Below are 12,705 nucleotides of genomic sequence, written 5' to 3'. Positions count from 1 at the left end.
CATATGACTGGCCGCCCGCGGCCTTGGGACTGATCCATGTTTTCTCACAAGCGTAGCGATTTTGGTTCGGATTTCGTATTTGGCGTGGCGATGGCCGCTCACCAGATCGAGGGCGGCCAGACTGACGGCCGCGGGCCGTCGATCTGGGACACGTTCGCCGCCACCCCCGGCAACACGAAAAATGCCGACAACGGCAACATCGCCTGCGATCACTATAACCGCTGGGCGGAGGATCTCGATCTCATCCGTGACGGCGGTTTTGATGCCTATCGTTTTTCCTTCTCATGGTCGCGCCTCATTCCACACGGGACCGGCGCGCTGAACCCCGCGGGCTTTGATTTTTACGACCGGCTGGTGGACGGCATGCTGGAACGCGGCATCAAGCCCTTTGCGACGCTGTATCACTGGGATCTGCCAAGCGCGCTTCAGGATCGCGGCGGCTGGATGAACCGCGACACCGCAAAGGCATTTGCGGATTATTCCGCCGAGGTCGGCCGCCATTTCGGTGACCGGCTGGCCAGCATCGCCACTTTCAACGAGCCATGGTGCGTTACCGTGCTCAGCCATTTTCTCGGCATCCATGCCCCCGGCTATCGCGACGTGCGGGCAACCGCAAGAGCCATGCATCACGTGCTTCTCGCCCATGGTCTCGGCATTGGCGCCATGCGCGGCGAAGGCATCAGGGACAAGCTTGGCATCGTCGTCAACATGGAAAAGGCCGAGCCCTACAGCCAGTCGCCCGAAGATATCGAGGCGGCGGCGCTGGGTGATGACATCTTCAACCGCTTCTTCCTGGATGGAGTCGTCAAGGGAACCTATCCCGAGCGGGTCACGAACATCCTAGAGCCCTATCTGCCTGAAAACTGGCGCGACGACATGCGGTTGCTCAGCCCGCCCATCGACTGGATCGGTATCAACTATTACACCCGCTTCCTTTACCGGCACGATGCCAGCGTTCCGGTCTTCCCCTTCACGCAATCGCGCGGCGATCTCGAGAAAAGCAATGTCGGCTGGGAAATCTATCCTCAGGCGCTGACCGAATTCCTCGTCCGCGCATCGAAGGACTATCCCGGTCTGCCGATCTTCGTCACCGAAAACGGCATTTCCGACACCGACGAAGCAAAAAGGGTGTCTTTCTTCGACCGGCACTTCGCGGCCATCCGCGATGCGCAGCGGCAGGGCGCGGATGTGCGCGGCCACATCGCCTGGACCCTGATCGACAATTTTGAATGGGCGGAAGGCTATCAGCCCAAATTCGGCATCGTCGGCATGGACCCCGTCACGCGCGAGCGTCAGCCCAAGGAGAGCTACCACGCCTTCAGGGAGATGTTGACGCACGGGCGGTGAGTGCCGCGGCGGAAGATATCGAGCAGAGCAGGCAACGGAGAAGCAGCATGCGCGCCACCGGCACAGTTCACAGCGCCTATGCCATAGGCAGGATCGACGGCCGCCTTTACGGCTCGTTCGTCGAGCATCTTGGCCGGGCGGTTTATACCGGCATATACGAGCCGGAACACGCGACCGCCGACGAGAAAGGCATGCGTGGCGACGTCATCGATCTCGTGCGCGAACTCGACGTGCCGATCGTGCGTTATCCCGGCGGCAATTTCGTCTCGGCCTATAATTGGGAAGACGGCATCGGCCCGCTCGCGGAACGTCCCGTGCGGCTCGACCTTGCCTGGCACAGCGCCGAATCCAACCATGTCGGCATTCACGAATTCGCCGACTGGGCCGAGGCCGCCGGCACCGAGATGATGCTTGCCGTCAATCTCGGCTCGCGCGGTCTGGATGCGGCCCGTTCCTTCCTCGAATACGTCAACCATCCGGGCGGCAGCCAATGGTCCGATCTTCGCCGCAGGAATGGCCGCGAAGACCCCTGGGGCGTGAAGATGTGGTGCCTCGGCAACGAAATGGACGGCCCCTGGCAGATCGGCCAGAAGACCGCCGCCGAATATGGCCGTCTGGCTTTCGAGACGGCAAAGGCCATGCGCGCTTTCGATCCGTCGATCGAACTGGTGGTGTGCGGCTCCTCCTCGCCCAGAATGCCGACCTATCCCGACTGGGAGGCGACGGTTCTCGACTATACCTATGATGTGGTGGACTATATCAGCCTGCATCTCTATTTCGACTACGAGACCGGCAATACGGCGGATTTTCTGGCTGAGAGCGCGCGGCTGGACGATTATATCGGCACCATCGCCGGGGTGATCGCCTATATCAAGGCGAAGAAGCGATCGCAGAAAGACGTCTATATCAGCTTCGACGAATGGAATGTCTGGTATCACTCGCGCGAGGCGGACAAGGCGTTGCTGGCAGGGCAAGATGGCTGGCCGCATGCGCCGGCGCTGCTTGAAGACGTCTATACCTTCGAGGATGCGCTTCTGGTCGGTTGCATGATCAATACCTTCATCCGCCGGGCGGACGTGGTGAAGGTCGCCTGCCTGGCGCAGCTCGTCAACGTCATCGCGCCGATCATGACGGTCGCCGATGGGACCGCCTGGCGGCAGACGATATTTTATCCTTTCCTCTTTGCGTCCCGTTACGGGCGTGGGCGGGCGCTGAAACTGCCTGTCGAGGTGCCGGGCTATTCCACGGCCTTCGCCAAGGATGTGCCGTATCTCGACGTTTCGGCCGTCGAGAGCGAGGCCGATGGCGGGCTGACCTTCTTCCTTGTCAATCGTCACCCGGAGGAAGCGATAGAGCTCGACATCGCCGTTGAGGGTTTCGGCGCGCGCAGGGTCACCATGGACAAGGTGATGGCCGGTCACGGGCTGAAGGCGACGAACGGGCCGGACAGTGAAACGGTTGCGCCGCAGGATGGCGCGGGCGCGCTGTTTTCGGAAGGGCGGCTGAAGGCGACCATGGCGCCGCTGAGTTATCGGATGATCCGTCTCGGAGCGTGAGGTGGGGCCGGGTGTGGGGGCAACCCGGTGATTGAAGATTGGCCGGATGCACGACGATGAAATGTGTTCCTCGGCGGAGAAGCATTTGGCAAATGGAGGAGTGATGCAGGTGCGCAGATTGTTTTCCATGTCCACGGCTTGCCTGACGGTTTCGATCGTCCTGCTGGCGACACCCGCCACGGTGCTGGCGAAGACATTCGTTTATGTCTCCGCCGCGACCGATGGAAAAATAAATACCTTCAGCATGGATGAAAAGACCGGTGTTCTGGCGCCGCTCGGCGATGTTTCGGCCGGCAACGCCGTCATGCCGATGACGGTCAGCCCCGACCGGAAACATCTCTATGCCGTCGTCCGCTCGCAGCCTTACCGGGTGGTGACCTATGCGATCGATCCGGCCAATGGCGGCCTTGCCGAACAGGCGGTGGCCGCGCTTCCCGACAGCATGCCCTATGTCTCTGCGGAAAAATCGGGGCGACTGCTGTTCTTTTCGTCCTATGGCGGCAACAAGATCGCGTCTTTGCCGGTGGGGGCGGACGGGCTGGTCAAGGATGGCGCGAAACAGGTGATTTTGACGGGCCGGAACGCCCACTCCATTGTCAGCGACAAAACGGGAAAATACGTGTTTGCCACCAATCTCGGCTCCGACGCGGTGCTGCAATTTGTGCTGAACCCGGAAACCGGCATGCTGGAGCCGAATAGTCCGGCGGCACTGGAGACGCGGGCGGGGCAGGGGCCGCGCCACATCATCGTCGCGCCGGACAATAAATCCGTTTACATCCTGACCGAACTCAGCGGTGAGATCATCCATTACAGGCTCGACCCGGCGAACGGAACCCTCGCCCAGCAGGACGCCGTTGCGATCCTGCCGCCTGGCTCCGGCCTTGAGCCGGGTATCGCACCGCCGCCGCCGCCGGCCTTCAACGTGCCGGTACAGCCCGCCGCTCCGGCCAGCGCCGCCGCTGCCGCCCCGCCGCGCATATGGGCCGCCGATATCGGCGTGACGCCGGACGGCCGTTTCGTCTACGCCACGGAGCGTTCGACGAGTTCGCTGTCCATCTTTACCGTATCGCCGGAAACCGGCGCGCTTTCGCGTGTCGGCACCATCGAGACCGAAAAACAGCCCCGCGGCATCCGCATCGATCCGACGGGTCGTTTCCTGATCGTTTCCGGCGAAAAATCGGATCGTCTCTCGGTCTATTCGATCGACCAGAAAAGCGGTGCGCTGAACAATGTCGGCCGTTATCCCGTCGGCAAGGGGGCGAACTGGGTCGAGATCGTGCAGCTGCCGTAGGAGGCCGCGTATCTTCGGCCTTTCGGGACCCGGCGATTTTGCCGGGCTGATCATCTGCGTCACGGGATGCCGGTCGGTTTTCGGCCGGCATCCCTTAATGTTACCCCAGGCTGGCGTCGGCTCCCCTATGGCTTTTGCCCATCGGCCGCGACCCGGAAGAGGCGAGGCCGTGTCCACCCGCGCCATGGGGAAATGAAACGGCGGAGCCTGGCGAATTTTCCCTCGACCGTGACCAAGCCCGCGCACAAAGACCGATGGATTTCGGCACATTTCCCGTTCCGTGTCAGGCCGGCGCACCATTTATCAATAGTTGCATTAGAGATTTATAAATAAACCACTTCCATAGTGGCATCGTGAGCGGTTCTTCAGAGGCTGGGAGAGTGCATATGTTCACGGTTTTGGAATGCGTCGCGATACAGCATGACCGGGCAATTGTGCTTCTCGCGGCATCGATCTGTCTCCTCGGCATGCTTGCCTTTTTTCACCTGCTGCTGCGCGCGGAAGAAAGTCCGGCCGGCCGCAAACCCTATTGGGTTCTGGTTGCCGCCTTTGCTGCGGGATTGAGCGTCTGGGCCACGCATTTCGTCGCCATGCTCGCCTATAACGGCGCGGTTCCGATCGGCTATGATTTCTCCTTCACGGCCCTTTCGGCGGTTCTTGCCGTTTTTGGCTTCTGGCTGGCGCTCACGGCCCGCTCGCAGGCCGCCTACAGTCCCGTCATCGTTGGAACGCTTGTCACCCTATCGGTCGCCGTCATGCATTTTGTCGGCATGGCGGGGATGGATGTCGCCGCAACGATCAGTTATCGCTGGGGACCGGTGCTGGGCGGTTTTGCGGTGGCCTGGGCGTCTTTTCTTGTCGCCTTTTTTCTGTTTCGCCGCCTCGGCTCGTGGAAGCGCATCGTCGCCCCGGCCGGATCGGCGATTTTCGCGATCTGCGCGCTGCATTTCACCGCCATGTCGGCCACGATCCTGACGCCGGATCCCTCCGTGTCGGGGCCTGATCCCGACAATGTCGCCCGGCTGATCATGATCTGCGCCATTTCCGGCGTTACCTTCCTGATCCTTTCCTCCACCGCCGCGGCCGCTCTGGTGGATCGTTACCTCGTCGATCTCAAGGGGCTTGTGGATGCGACGCTGGATGGCCTCGCCGTCGTTCGCGACGGGCGCATCGTGGAGCTGAACACCCGTTTTGCCGGTCTTCTGGGCCGGGAAGAAGTGTCGCTGATCGGTCAGAACCCTGACGACCTCTTCAAGGCCATCGATGGCCAGCCCGCCTATCTGCCGCGACATGCGCCGGTGGAAGCGATCCGCGAGCGTTCCGGGCAGGCGCAGGTGCTCGAACTCGGCGTGCGCACGATCGAATATCGCGGCCGCCCCTGCGAGGTGATGGCCATTCGCGACCTGACGGAAAAGCGCGAGGCGCAGCGGGAAATCGAATATCTCGCGCGTCATGACGTGCTGACGGGCCTTGCAAACCGCACCATGTTCCAGACCCGCCTGCATCAGCAGATCGGGCATTGCGACGCCGAGGACGAATTCACGCTGCTGGCGCTCGATCTCGACCGGTTCAAGGCGGTCAATGATATTTTCGGCCATGCCGAGGGTGACCGCGTGTTGAAAAAAGTCGCGGCCATTCTGGAGGAATGCGCAAGGGCTGGCGATGTCGTCGCCCGTCTCGGCGGCGACGAGTTCGTCATCCTGACCACCCGGCATACGAAGGCGGAAGAGGCGCGCCTGCTGGCCGAGACGATCCTTGCCATGTTCGGGCTGAAAATGAATGCCGCCGATGATCCGACCGCCGTCGGCGTCAGCATCGGCATCGCCGTCTTCCCGCGGGACGGCCAGGACGATGAAAGCATCATGCATGCCGCCGATCTGGCGCTTTACCGCGCCAAGATGGGCGGGCGCGGCATCCTCGCCTTTTACGATCCGCTGATGGATCAGGAAGCCCGTGAGCGCCGGCAACTGGAAACGGACCTGCGGCTTGCCATCAATCGCAACGAATTGCTGCTGAACTATCAGCCGGTGCTTTCCGTCGAATGTGGTCAGGTCGTCGGCTATGAGGCGCTGGTGCGCTGGCAGCACCCGACAAGGGGTGTGGTGTCGCCGGATGTCTTCATTCCCATCGCCGAAGAAAGCGGCATCATCATCTCGCTTGGCGAATGGGTGCTGCGCGAGGCCTGCCGTCAGGCGAGCACCTGGGCGCCGCATCTGAAAATCGCGGTGAATGTCTCGCCATTACAGTTTTCGCTGGCCAATCTCGGCCATGTCGTCTGCACCGTACTGATGCAGACCGGCCTTTCCCCCGGCCGACTGGAACTGGAAATTACCGAGGCCGCCCTTCTCAAGGACCGCAAGGCGACGCTTGTCATCCTCAACCAGCTGAAGGCGCTCGGCGTCGCCATCGTCATGGACGATTTCGGTACGGGCTATTCCTCGCTCAGCAATCTGCAGAGCTTCCCCTTCGACAAGATAAAGATCGACCGCAGCTTCATCGCCGCGATGAGCGACGACGACAATGCCCGCGCCATCGTGCGTGCGGTGATCGGCCTTGGCCGCAGCCTCGACCTGCCGGTGACGGCCGAGGGCATCGAGACCGATGCGCAATACCGCATGGTCGTCGATGAGGGATGCGCGCAGGCGCAAGGATATCTCTTCGGCAAGCCGGATGTGGCGCCTGCCGAGGCGGCGGGCACCACCAAGCGCAAGAAATATTCCGTTTGACGCAAAACAGCGGCGGACCCCCGGCCTAGGGTTCCGCCGCTGTTTCCCATGAGAGTGGCGTTCGGGTCGAGGAAACCTGTCAGCCGAACAGCGATGTCAGCCCGTAAACGGCGGCGGAGATCAGCGCCGCCGCCGGCATGGTGACGATCCAGGCGATGACGATATTGCCGGCAAGCCCCCAGCGCACCGCGGAGACGCGGCGGGCGGCCCCGACGCCGATGATGGCGCCGGTAATCGTGTGGGTGGTGGAGACCGGAATTCCGAGCCAGGTCGCGCCGAACAATGTCAGCGCACCACCGGTTTCGGCGCAGAAACCCTGCATCGGGTTCAGCCGGGTGATCTTCGAGCCCATGGTGTGCACGATGCGCCAGCCGCCGAACAGCGTGCCGAGCGCCATGGCCGACTGGCAGGAAATCACCACCCAGAAAGGCACGTAGAAGCTCTCACCCAGATGCCCCTGGCTGAACAGCAGCACGGCGATGATGCCCATCGTCTTCTGCGCATCATTGCCGCCATGGCCGAGCGAATAAAGCGAGGCGGAGATGAACTGCATGACGCGGAAGGTGCGGTCCACCGCAAAGGGTGTCTGCCGCACGAACAGCCAGGACACGGCAAGCACCAGAAGCAGGGCAAGGAAGAAGCCGATGGCCGGCGACATGAAGATTGCGCCGACGGTCTTCAGCAGGCCTGACCAGACGATGGAATTGAAGCCCACCTTCGCAAATCCGGCGCCGACGAGACCGCCGATCAGCGCGTGCGACGAGCTGGAGGGAATGCCGAAAATCCAGGTGACGATGTTCCAGACGATCGCGCCCATCAGCGCGGCGAAGATGACCTGCGGCGATACGATGGCCGGATCGATGATGCCGGTGCCGAGCGTTTCCGCCACATGCAGGCCGAAGAACAGGAAGGCGATGAAGTTGAAGAAGGCCGCCCAGGCAACCGCATATTGCGGGCGCAATACGCGGGTGGAGACGATGGTGGCGATGGAATTTGCGGCGTCGTGCAGACCGTTCAGGAAATCGAAGAACAGCGCGATGGCGATGAGGCCGACAAGCAGCGGCAGGGCAAGCGCGACATCCATCAGACGTTCTCGATAACGATGCCGCTGATTTCGTTGGCCACATCCTCGAAGCGGTCAACGACCTTTTCGAGTTCGCCGTAGATCTCGCTGCCGATCATATAGGCCATGGCGTTACCGGCCGCACCGTGGCGGCGGAAAAGGTCCTTCAGGCCCTGATCGTGCAGATCGTCGGAACGGCCCTCGACGCGGGTGACCTCCTCGGCAATCGCCGACAGGCGCTGCGCGTTGGTCCCCACCTTTTCGAGAAGCGGAATGGCTTCGGCGATCAGGTTTGCCGCACGCACGATCTCATGGCCCATCTCTTTCATAAGCGGGTCGAATTCGCTCTGTTCGAAGAGGCGGATGGTCTTTACCGTCTTGTGCATCATGTCGATGGCGTCATCCATGGACTGAATGAGGTCCTTGATGTCGCCACGATCGAAGGGCGTTATGAAGCTGCGCCGTACCGCAAGCAGCACGTCGCGGGTAATGCCGTCCGCCTGGTCTTCGAGGGAAACGATAAGGTCGCAGTTTTTCTCGACGTCGATGCCGCTCAGGAGGTGGTCCAGGGCTGCGGCGGCTTTGACGACGGTTTCCGAATGTTGGCTAAACAGGTCGAAAAAACGGTCCTCGCGCGGCATCAGCTTGCGGAAAATGCTCATCATGCGAATTGGCCCTCAATGGCGCTATTTATGTTGTAGGGGGTAATTGTCATAAAACTGTCATAAATGCAGGCGGGGCATTGATGCAACCCGGAAAATCAGCACTATCAACGGATATGAAATCCTCGAAAAAAAGCCGGAAAACCCGTCCGGCGCGCGCCCTGACATTGCTTCAGCAACTCGCTGCCGTTCCCGAAAAGCTCTTCACCGGCGCTTTCCGGCAGCAATATGCCGCCTTGTGTTTTCGTTATGACGGCGACGGCGAGGATATCGAAATCCTGCTTGTGACGTCGCGCACCAGCAGACGCTGGATCATTCCGCGCGGCTGGCCGATGAAACGCCGGAAACCGCATGAGGCGGCGGCCATCGAGGCGTGGGAGGAAGCCGGCGTGCGCGGCCGGGTGAAAAAGGCAGCCGTCGGCCGCTACACCTATCTCAAGATGCTCGACAATGGCGATGTCGTTCCCTGCGTCGTCGATGTGTTCCAGATCGAGGTGACGGATGCGGAAACGAGTTTCAAGGAGCGCGGCGAGCGCCTGCTGGAATGGGTGCGTCCGGACGAGGCGGCAAGGCGGGTCCGCGATATCGAACTGAAATCGCTGCTGGTCGACTTTCGGCCGAGGGGAAAAAAGAAACGCCAGGGCGGCGATAAGCCCTGACTGCGCCCCCGGGGATGCTGGCCGCACCCTCGACCGGCGCTGTAATGCCACGGCAATCTCCCATGCCCACCCTTGCGCGATGAGTGTCATCAGGTGCAAGCGCATGAAATTTCGTCGACCCGTCCTTCGCTCTCTCGTATGTTATCTCCATCCCGTCATTGTCCTTGCCGCGCTTTTGGCAGGGCCGGTCGCCATTCTTTTCCTGCGGTGAGCCGCTTTGCCTCATCGTGGATGCGGGAAAGGCCGTTCAGGCCGCGGGGCTGCTGGAGGGCTGCGGCGGCTGATCCGAATGTCCGGCCTCATCCGGCGCTTTCGGCAGCGGGCGCGCGAAACGCCGCGTGATGCTGTCGAGATAGGACAGGATGGTCGGCACGACGATCAGGGTGAGGAGCGTGGAGCTGACGAGGCCGCCGACCACCGCATGCGCCATCGGCGCGCGTTGCGCGCCGCCGCCATCGACTGCGAGCCCGAGCGGGATCATGCCGAAGATCATGGCAAGCGTCGTCATGATGATCGGCCGGAAGCGGACGACGCCGGCGCTTGCGAGCGCCGCGTCGAGTGAAAGCCCGCGCTTCCTCTCACGGTTGGCGAAATCCACCAGCAGGATGCCGTTCTTGGTCACGAGCCCCATCAGCATGATGAAGCCGATCAGCGAGAACATGTTGATGGTGCTGCCGGCCACCATCAGCCCCGGAAGGACGCCGGCCAGCGAGAGCGGCAGCGAGGCCATGATGGCGAGCGGCTGCAGGAAGCTGCCGAATTGCGAGGCGAGCACGATGTAGATGAAGACGACCGCCATGCAGAGCGCCCTGACCATGTGGCCGATGGTCTCCTGCATGGTCTCGGCCTCGCCGCCGAAACGGATGGCGTAACCGTCCGGCAGATCACGGGCGGCGGGCAGAGATCGTATGGTCTCCATCACCTCGCCAAGCGTGCGGCCGGCAATATTGGCCGATACCAGCACCTCGCGGCGATTGGCGATGCGGCGGATTTCGGCGGGCGCCGGCACAGCGGCGATGTCGGCGACCTGATCGAGCCGCACCATGACGGGGGCGCCATTCGACGCCGTGCGGCCGGTTGCGATCATCATCTCGCCGAGCGTCGCCGCATCGGAGCGCCGTTCGCGCGGCAGGCGTACCACGATGTCATGGCTGTTGCCGCTGCTGTCGGTCCACGTCGACACGTCCTCGCCGCCGATGAGGGCAGGCAGCGCGGCGGTGAGTTCGGACCGGGAAATGCCGAGATCGGCCGCCGCGTCGCGCTTCAGGCGCACCGAGAGTATGGACGTCACATCCCGGGCGCTCGATGTCACGTCCACCAATCCGGGGACGTCCTTCATGTCCTTGACCACACCGGCGGCGATTTTTTCGAGGATCGTCCGGTCGTCGCCAAGGATGCTGAGCTGCACCGGGCTTTCGTCGCCGCCAAGACCATTCTGCAGGACCGCGACCTCCATGCCCGGTATCGCCGACAGGCGCTTGCGGATCGGTTCGGCCAGCATGGCCGGCGTTCGATCGCGCGCGGTCACGGGCACCAGCCCCGCCAGCACGGTGGCGCGGTGCTTGCCGGCAGAGCCGCCGGTATTGATGGTGGAATAGAGCGTTTCAACCTCGGGAAACTCTCTCAGCGCCTTTTCGACCAGGCGCAACTTCGCCGTCGTATAATCCAGCGAGGAGCCGACCGGGGCCGTGACGTTGATCTGGAGGCGGCCTTCATCGGCACCGGGAACGAATTCCGTTCCGACCAGCGGCATCATGAACAGGCTGCCGATGAAAATGCCGGCCGTGGCGAGCAGGGTGGTGAGCCGGTGGCGTAATGTCCAGCCGATCACCCCGCGATATTGCTCGGCCAGCCATTCGAAGCCGCGGTCGAAACGGGCGACCAGCCGCCCGACCGGTCCGCGTTTTGCGTCCGGCTGCGCATCGGGATCATGCCAGACGCTCGAAAGCATCGGGTCGAGCGTGAAGGCGACGAAGAGCGAGATCAAAACGGCGGCCGACACCGTCACGCCGAACTCGTAGAAGAACCGGCCGACGATGCCGTCCATGAAGGCGACCGGCAGGAAGACGGCCACGATCGTGGCGGTGGTCGCGATCACCGCAAGTCCGATTTCGTTGGTGCCGTCGAGTGCGGCACGGACATGGGATTTGCCCATGTGCAGATGCCGGGTGATGTTTTCCCGCACGACGATCGCGTCATCCACCAGAATGCCGATGGAGAGCGTGAGACCCAGCAGGCTGAGCGTGTTGAGCGTGAATCCCAGAAAATCGATGATCGCGAGCGTGCCGACGATCGCGATCGGCAGGGTCAGGCCGGTAATGACCGTGCTGCGCCAGGAATTCAGGAACAGGAAGACGACCACGATGGCGAGCGCCGCGCCCTCGATCAATGTCGTCTGCACCTGAGCGACGGATTCGCGGATGGGCGTCGACGCATCCGTGACGATGCGCAATTGCACGTTCTGTGGCGCGAGCTCGGCATTGAGCGCGTCGATGTGGCTTTTCACATCCGTCACGACCTGAACCGTATTGGCATCCTGCACCCTGACGATGTCGATCGCCAGTGCCGTCCGGCCATTGTAGAGAGCACGGCTTTCGGCATCCGCGGCCCCATCCGACAGCGTGGCGACATCGCGAAGCCGGATGGCCGCGCCGCCGCGTCTGGCCACGACCATATCGAGCAGCGCCCGGGGTTCCTCGATGCGGCCCTGGACCTGGATCGTGCGTTCGGAAACGCTATCGATGACGCTGCCGGCCGGGCTGTCGCCGTTGCCGCTGCGCAGTGCGTTCACCACCTCGTTGACGCCCACCCCAAGCGCCCGCATGCGCGATTCGTCGATCGCAACATCGATCTGCCGCTTGCGGCCGCCGACCAGGGTTACCTGTCCGACGCCCGCAACCGTCGTCAGCTGGCGCACCACCTTCTGATCGGCAAGGGCGGTGAGCGCCGGCACATCCAGCGCCGGCGAGCTGATGGCGAGCGACAGGATCGGCTCGGCGGCGGGATCGAAGCGGGACACGGCCGGCTTTTTGACGTCCTCCGGGAAATTCGTCTCGATGGCGGCGACCTTGTCACGCACCTCCTGGGTTGCGGCTGCACCCTGAACCTGGAGCTTGAATTTCACGACGACGACGGAGCGCCCTTCGTAGGAGGTCGAGGTGATCTCATCCAGTCCGCCGATGGCGTTCAGCGCCTCTTCCACCGGGCGTGTCACTTCGGCCTCCACCGTCTCCGGCGTTGCGCCGGGATAGGCGGTGACCACCGCCACGACGGGAACGTCGACATCGGGATATTGGTCCAGCCCCAGCCGTTGCAACGAGAAGGCGCCCATGACCAGAAGCGCCACCATCATCATGGTGGCGAAGACGGGATGGGAAACGGATATGCGGGTCAAAACCATC

At 62.5% G+C, this 12,705-nt stretch carries 8 protein-coding genes; 5 read left to right on the top strand and 3 right to left on the bottom strand.

What is annotated here, in order from left to right; translation table 11 throughout:
- Positions 1 to 36: 36 nt before the first annotated feature.
- The 4 genes from ACI2KA_RS16885 to ACI2KA_RS16870 all read left to right on the top strand — a co-directional run bounded on the left by ACI2KA_RS16885 (position 37) and on the right by ACI2KA_RS16870 (position 6,920).
- Positions 37 to 1,347 (top strand): GH1 family beta-glucosidase, encoded by a 1,311-nt coding sequence (locus ACI2KA_RS16885; RefSeq protein WP_404503615.1) that lies wholly within the window; start codon positions 37 to 39, stop codon positions 1,345 to 1,347.
- A gap of 47 nt (positions 1,348 to 1,394) precedes the next feature.
- Positions 1,395 to 2,903: an alpha-N-arabinofuranosidase gene (locus ACI2KA_RS16880; RefSeq protein ID WP_404503614.1), complete on the top strand. Its 1,509-nt coding sequence runs from the start codon at positions 1,395 to 1,397 to the stop codon at positions 2,901 to 2,903.
- Positions 2,904 to 2,988: 85 nt separating this feature from the next.
- Positions 2,989 to 4,194: a lactonase family protein gene (locus ACI2KA_RS16875; protein WP_404503613.1), complete on the top strand. Its 1,206-nt coding sequence runs from the start codon at positions 2,989 to 2,991 to the stop codon at positions 4,192 to 4,194.
- Positions 4,195 to 4,580: 386 nt separating this feature from the next.
- Positions 4,581 to 6,920 (top strand): EAL domain-containing protein, encoded by a 2,340-nt coding sequence (locus ACI2KA_RS16870; RefSeq protein ID WP_404503612.1) that lies wholly within the window; start codon positions 4,581 to 4,583, stop codon positions 6,918 to 6,920.
- A gap of 79 nt (positions 6,921 to 6,999) precedes the next feature.
- Here the strand turns inward: ACI2KA_RS16870 and ACI2KA_RS16865 are convergent, their stop codons facing one another.
- Together ACI2KA_RS16865 and ACI2KA_RS16860 are read right to left on the bottom strand one after the other, a co-directional pair.
- Positions 7,000 to 8,004, bottom strand: a complete 1,005-nt coding sequence (locus ACI2KA_RS16865) for an anion permease (protein ID WP_404503611.1) — start codon at positions 8,002 to 8,004, stop codon at positions 7,000 to 7,002.
- Positions 8,004 to 8,648, bottom strand: a complete 645-nt coding sequence (locus ACI2KA_RS16860) for a DUF47 family protein (protein WP_404503610.1) — start codon at positions 8,646 to 8,648, stop codon at positions 8,004 to 8,006. The genes ACI2KA_RS16865 and ACI2KA_RS16860 overlap by 1 nt, the downstream gene beginning before the upstream one ends.
- Before the next feature lie 113 nt (positions 8,649 to 8,761).
- Here ACI2KA_RS16860 and ACI2KA_RS16855 point away from each other — a divergent pair, with 113 nt between their 5' ends.
- The gene (locus ACI2KA_RS16855) at positions 8,762 to 9,304 is read left to right on the top strand and encodes an NUDIX hydrolase (protein ID WP_404503609.1); all 543 of its coding nucleotides are present in this window, start codon (positions 8,762 to 8,764) and stop codon (positions 9,302 to 9,304) included.
- A gap of 247 nt (positions 9,305 to 9,551) precedes the next feature.
- Here the strand turns inward: ACI2KA_RS16855 and ACI2KA_RS16850 are convergent, their stop codons facing one another.
- Positions 9,552 to 12,704: an efflux RND transporter permease subunit gene (locus tag ACI2KA_RS16850; protein ID WP_404503608.1), complete on the bottom strand. Its 3,153-nt coding sequence runs from the start codon at positions 12,702 to 12,704 to the stop codon at positions 9,552 to 9,554.
- Position 12,705: the final 1 nt, after the last annotated feature.

Source organism: Agrobacterium sp. NPDC089420 (assembly GCF_044900305.1).
In the GTDB taxonomy this organism is placed as follows: domain Bacteria; phylum Pseudomonadota; class Alphaproteobacteria; order Rhizobiales; family Rhizobiaceae; genus Agrobacterium.
This window is presented reverse-complemented; position numbering and strand designations above follow the sequence as displayed.